Below are 14,494 nucleotides of genomic sequence, written 5' to 3' on the forward strand. Positions count from 1 at the left end.
CTCCGCAAATTTTTGGAAAGCCGTTCCCCAGACTGGCCGATCCTAACTGCTCAGGGTCCGTGTCATTTACACCGGGTTATCGCAGTCGATGAACTGGTGCTTTACTCCGAATTCCCTTGCTAATGCTTCGCCCAGAGCCTGAACACCATACCGTTCGGTCGCATGGTGGCCGGCCGCGTAGTAGTGAATCCCGCACTCTCTGGCCGTATGAGTCGTCGGCTCGGAGATCTCGCCGCTTATGTAGGCGTCGACACCCGCATCCAAAGCCGCGTTGATGAACCCCTGAGCTGCCCCGGTGCACCAGGCGACAGTCTTGATCATTTCCGGGCCATTGCCTACGTGAAGCGGCTGCCGGTGCAGGGCTCTTGCGAGGTGCAGGCCTAACTTTTCGGATGACATGGGTTCGGGCAATTCACCTTGCCACACTAACCCACCCATTGGGCGTGGATTCTGGATGCCAAGTATATCGGCCAGCTGGCGGTTGTTGCCGTACTCGGGGTGGTCGTCCAGTGGCAGGTGGTAGGCGACGAGGTTTATGTCGTTGTCCAAGAGCTGTTTGATGCGGTTCTTTTTCATGCCACGGATGGTCTGGTCTTCGCCTTTCCAGAAATAGCCGTGGTGGACGAGGATCATATCGGCGTTTTGTTTTACGGCTTCGTCGATCAGGGCCTGTGATGCGGTCACACCTGAAACGATAAAGCCTACGGTCTCGCTGCCCTCAACTTGCAGGCCGTTCGGGGCATAGTCCTGAAAATTTTCTGGCGCTAGCCACTCGTTTATTCTGGCGAGGATGTCGTTTCTGTTAGCCATACAAACCTCATAACTTGGGTTCAGTTGGATTAAGGTATAACTGGCGTGCAAGATGCCTGAGAGTATGGGGCCGCAGGGACTTTCCGGAAATTTCGTAGGCCATGGATGGCCGGAGAGAAGCGCACAGGGATGTGCTTGTAGCGGTTTCCGGAAAGTCCCTGCAGCCCCTTACGCTTACACCAAAGCCCGAACGCCAGCGTACGCCCTAGTCACTCTGGAGGGAATCAAGACCTTTGATCAAAGCGTTGTTCTGATCGCTGGTGCCAATGGTGATTCGGAGAAAGTCGCTGATCCTTGGCTTGTTGAAGTGGCGAACGATGATGCCCTGCTCTCTCAGCTTTGCTGCGATCTCTGCACCTTCGTGGTCAGGATGACGAGCGAACACAAAGTTTGCCTTAGATGGCAGTACCTCAAAGCCCCGCTGCTCAAGCTCTTCCGTCACCCTCTTCCGCTCACGAATCACACCGCTACAAGAATCTTCAAACCACTGTTTGTCTTCGAATGCAGCAACGGCGCCAACCAACGCCAGGCGGTCCAGCGGATAGGAGTTGAAGCTATCCTTAACCCGATTCAGGGCCTCGATCAGCTCTTCGTTACCCACCGCAAAACCAACACGCAGACCAGCAAGTGAACGGGCCTTGGAGAGGGTCTGGCAAACCAGCAGGTTCGGGTATTCGTTAACAAGGCGAATCGCCGTGTCACCACCGAAGTCCACGTAAGCTTCGTCTACCACCACCACACTGTCCGGGTTGGCTTGCAGGATTTCTTCCACGTGTTGCAGGCCCAGGTAGCGACCAGTCGGCGCGTTCGGGTTCGGGAAGATGATGCCACCATTGGGGCGTTTGTAGTCGTCCGGATTGATCTCGAAGCTGTCGGTGAGCGGAATGACGTTACTTTCGATCTGGTACAGGCCGCAGTAAACCGGATAGAAGCTGTAGGTGATGTCTGGAAACAGGATCGGTTTATCGTGTTTCAGCAAGCCCTGAAAAATGTGCGCAAGAACTTCGTCCGAGCCGTTGCCGACAAACACTTGCTTTGCATTAATCGCAAAATCGACGTGGTAATCGGCGATGGCTTCTTTCAGCGCCTGTCCTTCCGGATCCGGATACAAGCGCAGGTTGTCGTTCAGCTCTTTTTGAATGGCTTCTATCACTTTTGGCGATGGGCCAAAAGGATTTTCATTGGTGTTCAGCTTCACCAAATTAGCCATTTTTGGCTGTTCACCAGGTACATACGGCTGCAATTCGCTGACCAGCGGGCTCCAGTATTTACTCATATCTCTTGAACTCCAAAATGGTGCAGGAGCCGGGTTGGTTGTATTTATTTGGGAGTTTTCGCAGGGCAGGTAGGGCTTTCCAAAAACCGCTCCTTACGGCACATCCATGTGGCGCTTCTGCTCCGCCATCCATGGCTCCGCAAATTTTTGAAAAGCCCTACCTGCCCTGCTATTCGAACCTTCCAGTACAACCAACCCGGCTCTCAAGCTATTCAGATGGACCAGCAGCACCCAAGGACACCGCAGGAATCAGTCAGTCTTTGATACGGTACTCAGCTGAACGGGCATGGGCCGTAAGGCCTTCACCGCGCGCCAACACAGAAGCCACACGGCCCATGCGGTCAGCGCCTTCCGGAGTAAAACCGATCAGGGACGATCGTTTTTGAAAATCGTATACACCCAGCGGGGAACTGAACCGGGCGGTACCGCTGGTGGGCAACACATGGTTCGGGCCCGCGCAGTAGTCGCCAAGAGCTTCTGCTGTGTAGCGACCCATAAAGATGGCGCCGGCATGGCGGATATCATCCAGCATCGCCTGCGGGTCTTCTACCGACAGCTCCAGGTGTTCAGGAGCAATGCGGTTGGACACCTCAGCCGCTTCTTTCAGGTCAGCCACCTTGATCAGTGCACCACGGCCCAGCATGGAAGTGCGAATGATGTCTTCACGCTCCATAGTCGGCAGCAGCTTGTTAATGCTCGCTTCCACGGCATCCAGGAAATCCGCATCCGGGCTCACCAGAATGCTCTGGGCCTGCTCATCGTGCTCGGCCTGGGAGAACAAATCCATGGCAATCCAGTCCGGGTCGGTCTTGCCATCGCAGATCACCAGGATCTCGGAAGGCCCGGCGATCATGTCGATACCGACCACACCAAACACCTCCCGCTTGGCCGTCGCCACGAAAATGTTCCCCGGGCCCACAATCTTGTCCACCGAAGGCACCGTTTCCGTACCGTACGCCAGCGCCGCAACCGCCTGGGCGCCACCGATGGTGAACACCCGGTCCACACCCGCAATCGCCGCCGCCGCCAGCACCATGTCGTTCACCACACCATCCGGCGTAGGAACCACCATGATCACCTCGGCAACCCCGGCAACCTTCGCAGGAATCGCATTCATCAGCACAGAAGACGGATAAGCAGCCTTACCACCCGGCACATACAAACCCGCCCGATCCAGCGGCGTCACCTTCTGCCCCAGAATCGTTCCGTCTTCATCCTGATACTGCCAGGACTTCTGATTCTGCCGCTCATGATAATCCCGAACCCGCTCAGCAGCCTTCTCAAGAGCCACCCGCTGATCCTGCGGAATCCGCTCCAGAGCCTCCTGAAGACGCCCCTGATCCATCTCCAGCTCTGCCATGGAGTTAACCTTTAACCGGTCAAACTTCTCGGTAAACTCCAGAACCGCCGCATCGCCACGGGTTTTCACCTCACGCAGGATATGCCGAACCGACTCATTCACCTGATGGTCAACACTGTCATCCCACGCCAACAGCTTGGCCAGCGCACTGTCAAAGTCGCCCTGTGTGGTATTCAGCCTGGTGATTCTGTCGTTCATCTCGTTAATCCTGCTTTGGATTGAATACTGATTTCCGTCGGATTACCCGCCAACAGTTCGGGGATTAAAAACTCCGGGGCTTCCAAACTCAAAAGTATGCGGAAGCCATCGGGTTGGCCCTTCCAAAAATGTGCGGAGCCATGGATGGCGGAGCAGAAGCGTCACAGGGACGTGCCGTAAGGAGCGGTTTTTGGAAGGGCCAACCCGATGGGTGACACACTCCCAAAGTATAAGGAAGCCTTACTCCTGAGAACCGCGCCGACGATCCACGGCCACCGCCATCTTCTCGATAATGGGATTAATCTGCCCATGCTTCATCTTCATGGAAGCCCGATTCACCACCAACCGCGAACTGATATGGTCAATCAGCTCCCGCGGCTCCAGCCCATTGGCCTTCAGGGTATTACCGGTATCCACGATATCCACAATCTCATCCGCCAGGTCCAGGATCGGCGCCAGCTCCATCGCCCCGTAAAGCTTGATGATATCCGCCTGCCGCCCCTGAGCCGCGTAATAGCGCCGCGCCAGGTTCACAAACTTGGTGGCCACGCGGATGCGCCCCGCCGGAGGCTGCTCGCCCTTCTTGCCAGCGGTCATCAACCGGCAGCGGGAAATGTTCAGATCCAGCGGCTCATAAAGCCCCTCGCCGCCGTGCTCCATCAGCACGTCTTTGCCCGTCACGCCCAGATCGGCGCCGCCGTACTGAACGTAAGTGGGCACATCCGTGGCACGGATAATCAGTACCCGCACGTTCGGATCCGTGGTCGGAAACACCAGCTTGCGGGACTTTTTCACGTCGTCCACCAGCTCAATACCGGCTTCCGCCAGCAGCGGCAGGGTTTCTTCGAGGATTCGTCCCTTCGACAAGGCGATGGTGATGGAATCTGTCATGGATCTATCCGGTTTCCCGTTGGTTAATTATGCCGGCAAACGGCGAATACTTGCGCCCAGCAGCTGCAGTTTTTCTTCAATACATTCATAGCCGCGGTCTATGTGATAAATGCGGTCTACAATGGTATCGCCATCGGCAACCAGGCCTGCAATCACAAGGCTTGCAGAAGCCCGAAGGTCGGTGGCCATCACCGGGGCGCCAGTCAGGTGCTCCACGCCCTTGATGATGGCGGCATTGCCTTCCAGGGTGATATCGGCACCCATGCGGATCAGTTCCTGCAGGTGCATAAAGCGGTTTTCGAACACGGTTTCCACGATGGTACCGGTGCCTTCTGCCACTGCATTCATGGCCGCAAACTGGGCCTGCATGTCGGTGGGGAACGCCGGGTACGGTGCCGTGCGCAGGCTGACTGCTTTCGGGCGTTTGCCCTTCATGTCCAGCTCGATCCAGTCCGGGCCGGTGGTGATTTCCGCGCCGGCTTCTTCGAGCTTCAGCAGTACTGCTTCCAGCAGGTCTTCCCGGGTGTCTTTCAGTTTTACCCGACCACCGGTCGCCGCTGCCGCCACCAGGTAGGTGCCGGTTTCAATACGGTCCGGCAGTACGTTGTAGTGGCAACCGTGCAGGCGCTCTACCCCGTTGATCTCGATGGTCGCGGTGCCGTGGCCCTTGATGTCTGCGCCCATGGCGATCAGGCATTCGGCCAGGTCGACCACTTCCGGTTCCCGGGCGGCGTTTTCCAGAATGGTCTTGCCTTCCGCCAGGGTGGCCGCCATCAACAGGTTCTCGGTACCGGTTACGGTCACGGTATCCATAAAGATATGAGCACCTTTCAGGCGACCGTTGGTTTTCGCCTTGATGTAACCGTTCTCCACCGTGATGTCTGCGCCCATCAGCTCCAGGCCGTGGATGTGCAGGTTCACCGGGCGGGTACCGATGGCACAGCCACCGGGCAGGGACACTTCCGCTTCGCCGAAATGCGCAACCAGCGGGCCCAGCACCAGGATGGAGGCGCGCATGGTTTTCACCAGCTCGTAGGGCGCGTGGAAGTGCTTGATGGTGTTGGCGTGAATTTCCACACTCATCTTTTCGTCGATCATCAGCTCCACGCCCATGCGGCCCAGCAGCTCGATCATCGTGGTGATGTCGTTCAGGTGCGGCAGGTTGCCGATGGTTACCGGCTCATCGGCCAGCAGCGTGGCCGCCAGAATGGGCAGGGCCGCGTTCTTGGCGCCTGAAATACGAATCTCGCCATCCAGGGGCTTGCGGCCCCCGATCAGAAGTTTGTCCACAATACTTGTCCTGTGCTGTTCAGGCCTGGGCCTGCCGCTCGGCCCACTCGCTCGGGGTGTAGGCTTTCGGGTGAAGGGCGTGAATGGTGCCGTCCATAATGTGCTGGAACAGTACCTTGTTGATCATCTGCTGCCGTTTGATGGTGGGCAGGCCTTCAAATACGTCACCCACAGCAACCACAAGGTAGTGGCTGCCATCGACCTGTACCTGAACCTCGCAACCGGGCAGGGCTTCTTTAACAAGTTCGGTAACCTGGGCGGCGTCCATAGGGATTCCTCGACTGGTTTGAAATCAGGGGCGGAATTGTAACCAATTCCCGGGCGCCGGTCAGCTGTGTGTGGCAAATCCGGGAATCTGGTCTTCCAGATTGCTGAGGGCAGCCAGCGACAACAAGCGGTCGCTGGCACCCTGAAAGGTGAGGGATTGTTGTTTTTCCAGGGCCAGCCGGTGCCAGCACAACAGCATGGACAACACCACACTGTGGGCGGTGGCCAGGCCGGAAAGGTCAACGGTTAACGGGCCGCTGGCTGCCCCGATCAATTGTTCACCCTGCTTGCGCAGGGCGATCACTGTATCGGCGTTCACCTCACCGGTTACCGCGAGTGTATTACCTGAGAGCTCGACAGCCGGAGCGGTCATGAACGGTCCAGCTCTTCATCAAGCTTGAGGGCTTCGACGGCATCGCTCCAACCATCGATCACGGCCTGAACCTGGCCACGGTTCTGCTCCATTTCCTGGGCAAAGCGATCCCGGAATGCCAGGCCGATGTTCACGCCTTCCACAATCACGTTCTCCATCATCCAGCGGCCTTCGCCATTGCGGTACATGGAGTAGGTGACCGGATAGCGGTTGCCGGACGCGCTGATCACTTCCATCTGCACAGACGCACGGTCGTCGTTCTGAGCCAGGATTTCCGCGTCCAGCACGTTGATTTCGAAGTTCTCGGCACTCACCAGCGCCTGAGCGTAGCTATCGAACAGGCTGCGCTTGAACTTGGCCACAAACTCGTCCCGCTGTTCGGGGGAAGTCTGGCGAGCGTATCGTCCCATCACCCGGGCCGCAATGCGGCGAAAATCCACAAACTGGTCCAGGGTTTCATCCATGCTGGCGTAGAAGGCTTCCGGGTCCTGTTCATACAGACCCTTTTCTTCATTGAGCTTCTGCACCAGCTTCTGGGTGTTTTCGTCTACATACTGTTTCAGGTCATCTTCCGGACCGGCCCAGGCCTGGCCCGCCACCAGGGCAACCATGGCAAACATCCAGATGAATCGTTGTTTCAGGGCAAGCATTGTGTTCTCCCGTATTCGTTTCTGTGCTCTGCCCGGCATCAGCGTCCGGAGGCAAAGTTACTGATCAGCCGCTCGAGATTCATGGCAGACTGAGTGGAATAAAAGGTGTCGCCCGGGCTCAGGGACTCGAGGTCGCCACCAACCGATATATCAATGTACTGATCTCCCAGCAGACCGGATGTACGTATTACTGCTGCACTGTCCGCCGGGATATTGTCGATGCCGGCATCGATAGCCAGCACTACCCGGGCCTGGAAGGTTTCGGTATCCAGCTCGATGGATTCGATGGCACCGATGGTGACACCCGCCATCGACACCTTGCCCCGGGGCGCCAGGCCTCCGGTGTCATTGAAGTTGGCATAGAGGGTGTAACGATCACCAGCCGATTTCGGCGACAGTCCGCTCACCTGCAACGCCAGGAACAGCAGGGCGGCCAACCCGGCGATCATGAACAGGCCTACGATTACTTCTGTGGTTCTTTGTGCCATTGCAGGCTCCCTGAAAATTTGATCAGAAATCGCCGAACATGACGGCCGTCAGGACGAAGTCCAGCCCGAGCACCGCCAGCGATGAATAAACAACGGTTTTGGTGGTGGCAGAACTGATGCCGGCGGAGGTGGGCACACAATCATAGCCCTGATACACCGCAATCCAGGCGCAGACAAACCCGAACACCACGCTCTTGATAACGCCATTCAGCACGTCATCCACAAAATCCACTGACGACTGCATATTGCCCCAGAACGCGCCTTCAAACACGCCCAGCCAGTCCACGCCAACCAGCATGCCGCCCCAGATACCCACTACAGAGAAGATGATAGCCAGTACTGGCATGGCGATGAATCCGGCCCAGAGCCTGGGCGCAATCACCCGGCGCAAGGGGTCCACACCCATCATCTCCATACTGGAGAGCTGCTCGGTGGCTTTCATCAGGCCGATCTCTGCCGTCAATGCGGAACCGGCCCGACCGGCAAATAGCAGAGCCGTTACCACCGGCCCCAGCTCTCGCACCAGCGTAAGGGCGATCATCTGGCCAATCGCAGCTTCGGAGCCGTAATCGCTGAGAATGGTGTAACCCTGCAAGCCCAGCACCATGCCGATAAACAGCCCGGACACCACCACAATGGCCAGCGAAAGTACGCCGACAAAATACAGCTGGCGCAGCAGCAACGGAAACCCGGTCGCCGGCCGGGGAATGCCTGCCAGAACGCCCACCAGAAAGCGCCCGGACCGGCCGAAGGAAGAAATCACATCCAGCCCGCCACGGCCCAGGGCGGCAATACGATGCATCATAGTGCGCCTCCGGTTACGCCAAAGTCCGCAGCGGCATCGCTGGCCGGATAATGGAACGGCACCGGGCCATCGGGCTGGCCATTCAGAAATTGCTGGACTCGATCAGACGGATGCTCGCGCAACTCCTCCGGAGTACCCTCTCCGATCACCTTGCCGTCCGCCAGGATACAGGCGTAGTGACAAATGCTGAGGGATTCCGGCACATCGTGGGAAACCAGCACGCTGGTCAGCCCCATGGAGCTGTTCAGATCCCTGATCAGCTTCACCAGCACGCCCATGGCAATGGGGTCCTGCCCGGCAAACGGCTCGTCGTACATGATCAGTTCCGGGTCCAGGGCAATACTGCGGGCCAGTGCGACCCGGCGGGTCATGCCGCCGGACAGTTCGGAAGGCATGAGTTTGCGGGCACCACGCAGGCCCACGGCCTCGAGCTTCATCAGCACGATGTCGCGAATCATGTCTTCCGGCAATTTGGTGTGCACCCTCAGCGGGAAGGCAACGTTTTCATAAACGCTCTGGTCGGTGAACAGGGCGCCACTCTGGAACAGCATGCCCATTTTTTCCCGCAACCGGTAAAGGTCTTTGCGCTTGAGGGCCGGCACATTGTGGCCGTCCACGGTAACCTGCCCGGAATCCGGCCTTAGCTGGCCGCCGATCAGGCGCAAAAGCGTGGTCTTGCCGGTGCCGCTGGGGCCCATAATGGCGGTGATCTTGCCCTTGGGTATGTCCAGCGTTACGCCGTCGAAAATGCGGCGACCACCTCGGGAAAACACCACATCCTCAAGTGTTATGTAAGCAGATGACTCCATAATCCATCCTTCTCGGGGAGCGCCTACATTAAGACAAGAGGTTCATAAATGATATACTTGCCAGCCAATCGCTCACGGCCCCGGATGGTAGCCGGGGCAGCCAGACCGAGCAAGCGGACAGAGGGAAAACCAGCCGAGATGACAGACTCCAATTCTTCAGGTGGCCAGGACTACCGCACCTCTGCCCTGCGGGCCATCCGCATCGAACGGGAAGCTATCGAAGCCCTTGAAGGCCGCATTAACGGCGACTTCACCCGGGCTTGCGAGGTCATCATGGCCTGCAAGGGCCGCGTGGTGGTGACCGGCATGGGCAAATCCGGCCACATCGGCAACAAGATTGCCGCCACCCTGGCCAGCACCGGCACTCCCTCATTCTTTGTCCACCCCGGCGAAGCCAGCCACGGCGACATGGGCATGATTACCCCGCAGGATGTGGTCATTGCCATCTCCAACAGTGGCAGCACCAGCGAAGTGGTTACCATCCTGCCCCTGATCAAGCGCATGGGCGCTCCGCTGATCAGCATGACCGGCAACCCCAACTCGGTCCTGGCCAAGGAAGCCATTGCCAACCTGGATGTCAGCGTGGCTATTGAAGCCTGCCCCCTGGGGCTCGCGCCCACCTCCAGCACCACTGCCACCCTGGTGATGGGCGATGCCCTGGCCGTTGCCCTGCTGGAAGCCCGCGGCTTCAGTGCGGAAGACTTCGCGTTTTCCCACCCCGGCGGCAGCCTGGGCCGGCGCTTGCTGCTGCGGGTCTCCGACATCATGCATTCCGGCGACGCGATTCCGAAAGTCTTCGAGGATGTCAGCCTCAGCACCGCGCTGCTGGAAATCACCCGCAAGGGTCTGGGCATGACCACGGTAGTGAATACAAAGGGCGAACTGACCGGCATCTTCACCGACGGCGACCTGCGCCGTACCCTGGACAAATCCGTGGATGTGCACACCACTGCCATCCGGGATGTCATGACCCGCCACGGCAAAACCATCCGCGCCGACCACCTGGCAGCCGAAGCCCTGAACATGATGGAAGAACTGAAGATCAACGCCCTGGCGGTCACCGATGAAAACGGCCAACTGACCGGCGCCATCAACATGCACGACCTGCTGCGCGCGGGGGTTATCTGAATGACCGGCATGGTTCACCCCCTGCAAAACCAGTGGGACGACGCACTGAAAGCCAAAGCCGCCGGCATCCGCCTGGTGGCCTTTGACGTAGACGGCATTATGAGTGATGGCCGCCTGTACTTCAGCGCCGGCGGCGACGAGTTGAAAACTTTCAACATACTGGATGGCCTGGGCCTGAAACAGCTGATGCACGCCGGCATTACCGTGGCGGTGATTACCGGCAGGCGCTCGCCGCTCACCGAAAAGCGCATGAACGACCTGGGCATCAGCCACCTGATGCAGGGCCGTGAAGACAAGCGGGTGGCCCTGCAGGAACTGGTGGCCGACATGGACATTACCGCCGGGCAAATCGGCTATATGGGCGATGACCTGCCGGACCTCCCTGCCCTGCAGTACGCGGGCCTTGGCATCAGCGTGCCCAACGGCCACTGGCTGGTCCGCCAGCATGCCGACTACTGCACACAGGCAGCGGGCGGTCAGGGCGCCGTGCGCGAAGCCTGCGAACTGATTCTCTGGGCCCAGGGCCAGCTGGAAAACACCCTGACCCCCTACCTGGCCGAATCACAGGACGACCGGGCATGATCCGGCGGTTCTTTTCCTCACAGGCCGGCAAGCCCTGGCTGCGCACCCTGGCCCTGGCGGCTACGGTTGCCGCCACGGTTTACCTGATGTGGCAAAGCGGCGAGCCACCGGTACCCGATCCCGAAGCGGCACAGCTTCGGGGCCCCGCCGAGCCGGACGGCTTCGTGGTGGGCGCCGACTACCGGGCCTGGAATGAACAGGGCAGCCTGGAAATCCACATGACCAGCCCCCGCATCGAGCAGTTCGATCACGACAGCAGCGCCAGGATGACAGACCCGCGCGCCCGCCTGTTCGGCGAGGGTGAGGCCGAACCGTGGATAATTGAAGCCGATGCAGGTAGCCTGCTGCAATCTCAGGGGCTGATGCACCTGGAAGGTAACGTGACCGTACTGCGCACCAGCGGCGACTCCCGGGCCACGCTGGCCACCGAAGCGCTGACCCTGGACAACAACGAAGGCACCGTATTCACCGACCTGCCGGTAACCATTACCGAGCCGTTCGGTACCACCCAGGCCACCGGAATGAAGGCCTGGATTGATCAACGCATACTGGAACTCAACTCCCGGGTGGAAGGGCAATATGAAACCGTCAGGTAAGCTCCGTTTTTATCCGCAGGCGCTGCTGGCTGCCGCGCTGATGCTGGCCGCCCCGGCGATGGCCTTTGATATGGACTCGAACACCCCCATCCAGGTGAGTGCCGACTCCGCCCGGCTGGATGACAGCGCCGGCGTGGCCACCTACACCGGCGACGTGGAACTGGTGCAGGGCCGCACCCGGCTGGAAGCCCAGCGGGTGGTGCTGTACCGGGACGACCAGGGCCTGAGCCGCATTGAAGCCAGCGGATCTCCCGCCCATTACCGCCAGCCCTCCCGGGAAGGCGAAGGCATGACCAATGCCAGCGCCCTGAACATTACCTGGGCCGCCAGGGACAACCAGCTGACCTTCGAGCGCGAGGCCGTCATCGAACAGGCGGGCAACACCTTCAAGGGTGATGTTATTCATTACAATACGGTCAGCCGGGTGGTTACCGCCGAAGGCGGCACTACGGAAACCGGCGGTTCCGGCCGGGTCGAAATGGTCATCCAGCCGCGTAACACCGGCCAGTCCAGTAACGGGGAAGGTTCTGATGGCAGTACTCAGGGCCAGTAATCTGGCCAAAAGCTACAAGCAGAAAAAAGTGGTCCTGGATGTTTCCCTGGAGATCCGCTCCGGAGAAATCGTCGGCCTGCTGGGCCCTAATGGCGCAGGCAAAACCACCTGCTTTTACATGATCGTAGGCCTGGTGCCGGCAGACCGGGGCCGCATCACCATCGACAGCCAGGACATCACTCCGCTGCCCATGCACGGCCGCGCCCGCAAGGGCATCGGTTACCTGCCCCAGGAAGCCTCGGTATTCCGCAAGCTCACCGTGCGGGACAACATCATGGCCATCCTGGAAACCCGCAAGGGCCTGAACCGGGCCGACCGGGAAGCCAAGCTGGAAGAGCTGCTGGAAGAATTCCATATCACCCATATCCGGGACAGCCTCGGCATGGCCCTGTCCGGTGGCGAACGTCGCCGGGTGGAAATTGCCCGGGCCCTGGCCATGGAGCCTGCCTTCATCCTGCTGGACGAGCCCTTCGCCGGGGTAGACCCCATTTCAGTCAGCGACATCAAACACATTATCCGGCACCTGCGGGATAAGGGCATTGGCGTGCTGATTACCGACCATAACGTGCGGGAAACCCTGGATATCTGCGAGAACGCCTACATTGTGTCCGGCGGCCACATCATTGCTTCGGGCAACTCCGAGGCCATCCTCGCCAACCAGCAGGTAAAAGAGGTGTATCTGGGTGACGAATTCCGCCTTTAAGCGGAGCGCCCTGCCCTTTCACCGAGGTCTGATTGTGTTGCAGAACGGTAACAAGTAAACTCGGCAAAGATCTTGCAAGGAAATTCGATTTTTTACCGGGATACCAGTCTGTTATGGATCTAAAGCCATGGTTATGAAAGCCTCGTTACAGCTAAAACTGGGCCAGAGCCTGACCATGACGCCCCAGTTGCAGCAGGCCATCCGCTTGTTGCAGCTTTCTACCCTCGATCTCCAGCAGGAAATCCAGCAGGCGCTGGACTCCAACCCCATGCTGGAAACCGCCGAGGACGACGACCACGGCCCGGAAGACACCACCGAACAGCAAAGTTCTGACGACCAGCATAACGAAACCGCCAGCGCCCAGGATGACAACGCCCCGGAAAGCAGCAACGACTGGGACGAATCCGAGAACGGGCCGGACTGGAATTCGGAAAGCGACATTACCGACACCATTCCAGACGATTTGCCGGTCGATACCGCCTGGGAAGATATCTACCAGACCGCCCCGGCCAGCGCTCCGAAAGACGACGACGAGAACGACTCGGACTTCGAAACCCGCAACTCCCCTACCGAAACCCTGCGGGATCACCTGGAATGGCAGCTGAACCTCACCCCCCTGAGCGAACGGGACCAGGCCATCGCCCACGCCCTGATGGACGCCGTGGACGACCGGGGCTACCTCACCTCACCGCTGGACGAAATCCACGCCGGCCTGCGTGAAGACAGCGATGAAGACCCGCTGGACCTGGATGAGGTAGAAGCCGTGCTGCACCGCCTGCAGCATTTCGACCCGCCCGGCGTGTTTGCCCGGGACCTCCAGGAATGCCTGCTGATCCAGCTGAACCAGCTGCCACCGGACACCCCCTGGCTGCGCCAGGCGCGCCAGGTTGTCACCCAGTTCCTGCACCTGCTGGGCAACCGTGACTACGCACAGCTGCTGCGCCGCAGCCGGTTGAAGGAAGACCAGTTGCGGGAAGTCCTGGCCCTGATTACCAGCCTGAACCCGAAACCGGGGGATGTGATTGATCATGGTGATACCGACTACGTGATCCCCGATGTGATCGTGCGCAAGCATGAAGGCCGGTGGCGGGTGGAGTTGAACCCGGAAATTGCCCCGCGCATCCGGGTGAACGCCAGCTACGCGTCGCTGATTCGACGGGCCGACAGCAGCGCCGACAACACCTACCTGCGCGACCAGTTGCAGGAAGCCAAGTGGTTTATCAAAAGTCTGCAGAGCCGCAACGAAACCCTGCTGAAGGTGGCCACCCGCATTGTCGAGCACCAGCAGGGCTTCCTGGACCAGGGTGAGGAGGCCATGAAGCCCCTGATCCTGTCGGACATCGCCCAGGCCGTGGAGATGCATGAGTCCACCATCTCCCGGGTAACCACCCAGAAGTACATGCACACACCCCGGGGCATCTTCGAGCTGAAGTATTTCTTCTCCAGCCACGTGGGCACCGCCGAAGGCGGGGAGTGTTCCTCTACCGCAATTCGTGCCATGATCAAGAAACTGATTGCAGAGGAAACCCCGAAAAAGCCGTTGAGCGACAGCAAAATTGCGGCCATGCTAGGGGAACAGGGTATCAACGTGGCCCGGCGCACCGTGGCCAAGTACCGGGAGGCCATGCACATACCTCCTTCGAACGAACGCAAACGACTGGTTTAACGTTTACCAAATAATCACCGGGGCACGAAGCCCTGGCACTCAGTCCGGC

Annotated in this window: 17 protein-coding genes; 6 read left to right on the plus strand and 11 right to left on the minus strand. The window is 59.2% G+C overall.

What is annotated here, in order from left to right; all coding sequences use genetic code 11:
- Positions 1 to 66: 66 nt before the first annotated feature.
- The 11 genes from B2589_RS02695 to B2589_RS02745 form a co-directional block, all read right to left on the minus strand.
- Positions 67 to 810 (minus strand): Nif3-like dinuclear metal center hexameric protein, encoded by a 744-nt coding sequence (locus tag B2589_RS02695; protein ID WP_286815531.1) that lies wholly within the window; start codon positions 808 to 810, stop codon positions 67 to 69.
- A gap of 205 nt (positions 811 to 1,015) precedes the next feature.
- The gene (hisC, locus tag B2589_RS02700; protein WP_286815532.1) at positions 1,016 to 2,086 is read right to left on the minus strand and encodes a histidinol-phosphate transaminase; all 1,071 of its coding nucleotides are present in this window, start codon (positions 2,084 to 2,086) and stop codon (positions 1,016 to 1,018) included.
- Positions 2,087 to 2,339: 253 nt separating this feature from the next.
- Positions 2,340 to 3,644: a histidinol dehydrogenase gene (hisD, locus tag B2589_RS02705; protein ID WP_286815533.1), complete on the minus strand. Its 1,305-nt coding sequence runs from the start codon at positions 3,642 to 3,644 to the stop codon at positions 2,340 to 2,342.
- 240 nt (positions 3,645 to 3,884) lie between these two features.
- On the minus strand, positions 3,885 to 4,535 hold the full coding sequence (gene hisG, locus B2589_RS02710; protein ID WP_022989663.1) for an ATP phosphoribosyltransferase: 651 nt from the start codon (positions 4,533 to 4,535) through the stop codon (positions 3,885 to 3,887).
- 27 nt (positions 4,536 to 4,562) lie between these two features.
- The gene (gene murA, locus B2589_RS02715; RefSeq protein WP_273132121.1) at positions 4,563 to 5,825 is read right to left on the minus strand and encodes a UDP-N-acetylglucosamine 1-carboxyvinyltransferase; all 1,263 of its coding nucleotides are present in this window, start codon (positions 5,823 to 5,825) and stop codon (positions 4,563 to 4,565) included.
- Positions 5,826 to 5,844: 19 nt separating this feature from the next.
- A complete protein-coding gene (locus B2589_RS02720; protein WP_022989665.1) occupies positions 5,845 to 6,093 on the minus strand; it encodes a BolA family protein in 249 nt (82 codons plus the stop codon).
- Between the two features lie 60 nt (positions 6,094 to 6,153).
- The gene (locus tag B2589_RS02725; RefSeq protein ID WP_094623931.1) at positions 6,154 to 6,465 is read right to left on the minus strand and encodes an STAS domain-containing protein; all 312 of its coding nucleotides are present in this window, start codon (positions 6,463 to 6,465) and stop codon (positions 6,154 to 6,156) included.
- Complete coding sequence (locus tag B2589_RS02730; protein WP_094623974.1) at positions 6,462 to 7,115, minus strand: MlaC/ttg2D family ABC transporter substrate-binding protein; 654 nt, start codon at positions 7,113 to 7,115, stop codon at positions 6,462 to 6,464. Before B2589_RS02730 ends, B2589_RS02725 begins: the two co-directional genes overlap by 4 nt.
- Before the next feature lie 38 nt (positions 7,116 to 7,153).
- Positions 7,154 to 7,603 (minus strand): outer membrane lipid asymmetry maintenance protein MlaD, encoded by a 450-nt coding sequence (gene mlaD, locus B2589_RS02735; RefSeq protein WP_022989668.1) that lies wholly within the window; start codon positions 7,601 to 7,603, stop codon positions 7,154 to 7,156.
- 22 nt (positions 7,604 to 7,625) lie between these two features.
- A complete protein-coding gene (mlaE, locus tag B2589_RS02740; protein WP_286815534.1) occupies positions 7,626 to 8,408 on the minus strand; it encodes a lipid asymmetry maintenance ABC transporter permease subunit MlaE in 783 nt (260 codons plus the stop codon).
- A complete protein-coding gene (locus tag B2589_RS02745) occupies positions 8,405 to 9,217 on the minus strand; it encodes an ATP-binding cassette domain-containing protein (RefSeq protein ID WP_286815535.1) in 813 nt (270 codons plus the stop codon). Before B2589_RS02745 ends, mlaE begins: the two co-directional genes overlap by 4 nt.
- Before the next feature lie 138 nt (positions 9,218 to 9,355).
- Here B2589_RS02745 and B2589_RS02750 point away from each other — a divergent pair, with 138 nt between their 5' ends.
- From B2589_RS02750 to B2589_RS02775, 6 genes are all read left to right on the plus strand, one after another.
- Positions 9,356 to 10,345, plus strand: a complete 990-nt coding sequence (locus B2589_RS02750) for a KpsF/GutQ family sugar-phosphate isomerase (RefSeq protein WP_286815536.1) — start codon at positions 9,356 to 9,358, stop codon at positions 10,343 to 10,345.
- The gene (locus tag B2589_RS02755) at positions 10,346 to 10,927 is read left to right on the plus strand and encodes a KdsC family phosphatase (RefSeq protein ID WP_286815537.1); all 582 of its coding nucleotides are present in this window, start codon (positions 10,346 to 10,348) and stop codon (positions 10,925 to 10,927) included.
- Positions 10,924 to 11,523 (plus strand): LPS export ABC transporter periplasmic protein LptC, encoded by a 600-nt coding sequence (gene lptC / locus B2589_RS02760; RefSeq protein ID WP_286815538.1) that lies wholly within the window; start codon positions 10,924 to 10,926, stop codon positions 11,521 to 11,523. The genes B2589_RS02755 and lptC overlap by 4 nt, the downstream gene beginning before the upstream one ends.
- Positions 11,507 to 12,076 carry a lipopolysaccharide transport periplasmic protein LptA gene (lptA, locus tag B2589_RS02765; protein ID WP_286815539.1) on the plus strand — a complete coding sequence of 190 codons (570 nt, stop codon included), beginning with the start codon at positions 11,507 to 11,509 and terminating at the stop codon, positions 12,074 to 12,076. Before lptC ends, lptA begins: the two co-directional genes overlap by 17 nt.
- Positions 12,054 to 12,779 carry an LPS export ABC transporter ATP-binding protein gene (gene lptB / locus B2589_RS02770; RefSeq protein WP_022989675.1) on the plus strand — a complete coding sequence of 242 codons (726 nt, stop codon included), beginning with the start codon at positions 12,054 to 12,056 and terminating at the stop codon, positions 12,777 to 12,779. The genes lptA and lptB overlap by 23 nt, the downstream gene beginning before the upstream one ends.
- A gap of 133 nt (positions 12,780 to 12,912) precedes the next feature.
- On the plus strand, positions 12,913 to 14,445 hold the full coding sequence (locus tag B2589_RS02775; protein ID WP_286815659.1) for an RNA polymerase factor sigma-54: 1,533 nt from the start codon (positions 12,913 to 12,915) through the stop codon (positions 14,443 to 14,445).
- Positions 14,446 to 14,494: the final 49 nt, after the last annotated feature.

Source organism: Marinobacter sp. UBA3607, from assembly GCF_002375525.1.
Classification (GTDB): Bacteria; Pseudomonadota; Gammaproteobacteria; order Pseudomonadales; family Oleiphilaceae; genus Marinobacter; species Marinobacter vinifirmus.

Excerpts from the sequence above, each read along its gene's own strand:
- B2589_RS02695 (WP_286815531.1), bottom strand. The coding sequence starts at position 810 with ATGGCTAACAGAAACGACATCCTCGCCAGAATAAACGAGTGGCTAGCG.
- hisC (WP_286815532.1), bottom strand. The coding sequence starts at position 2,086 with ATGAGTAAATACTGGAGCCCGCTGGTCAGCGAATTGCAGCCGTATGTA.
- hisD (WP_286815533.1), bottom strand. The coding sequence starts at position 3,644 with ATGAACGACAGAATCACCAGGCTGAATACCACACAGGGCGACTTTGAC.
- hisG (WP_022989663.1), bottom strand. The coding sequence starts at position 4,535 with ATGACAGATTCCATCACCATCGCCTTGTCGAAGGGACGAATCCTCGAA.
- B2589_RS02720 (WP_022989665.1), bottom strand. The coding sequence starts at position 6,093 with ATGGACGCCGCCCAGGTTACCGAACTTGTTAAAGAAGCCCTGCCCGGT.
- B2589_RS02725 (WP_094623931.1), bottom strand. The coding sequence starts at position 6,465 with ATGACCGCTCCGGCTGTCGAGCTCTCAGGTAATACACTCGCGGTAACC.
- B2589_RS02730 (WP_094623974.1), bottom strand. The coding sequence starts at position 7,115 with ATGCTTGCCCTGAAACAACGATTCATCTGGATGTTTGCCATGGTTGCC.
- mlaD (WP_022989668.1), bottom strand. The coding sequence starts at position 7,603 with ATGGCACAAAGAACCACAGAAGTAATCGTAGGCCTGTTCATGATCGCC.
- mlaE (WP_286815534.1), bottom strand. The coding sequence starts at position 8,408 with ATGATGCATCGTATTGCCGCCCTGGGCCGTGGCGGGCTGGATGTGATT.
- B2589_RS02745 (WP_286815535.1), bottom strand. The coding sequence starts at position 9,217 with ATGGAGTCATCTGCTTACATAACACTTGAGGATGTGGTGTTTTCCCGA.
- B2589_RS02750 (WP_286815536.1), top strand. The coding sequence starts at position 9,356 with ATGACAGACTCCAATTCTTCAGGTGGCCAGGACTACCGCACCTCTGCC.
- B2589_RS02755 (WP_286815537.1), top strand. The coding sequence starts at position 10,346 with ATGACCGGCATGGTTCACCCCCTGCAAAACCAGTGGGACGACGCACTG.
- lptC (WP_286815538.1), top strand. The coding sequence starts at position 10,924 with ATGATCCGGCGGTTCTTTTCCTCACAGGCCGGCAAGCCCTGGCTGCGC.
- lptA (WP_286815539.1), top strand. The coding sequence starts at position 11,507 with ATGAAACCGTCAGGTAAGCTCCGTTTTTATCCGCAGGCGCTGCTGGCT.
- lptB (WP_022989675.1), top strand. The coding sequence starts at position 12,054 with ATGGCAGTACTCAGGGCCAGTAATCTGGCCAAAAGCTACAAGCAGAAA.
- B2589_RS02775 (WP_286815659.1), top strand. The coding sequence starts at position 12,913 with ATGAAAGCCTCGTTACAGCTAAAACTGGGCCAGAGCCTGACCATGACG.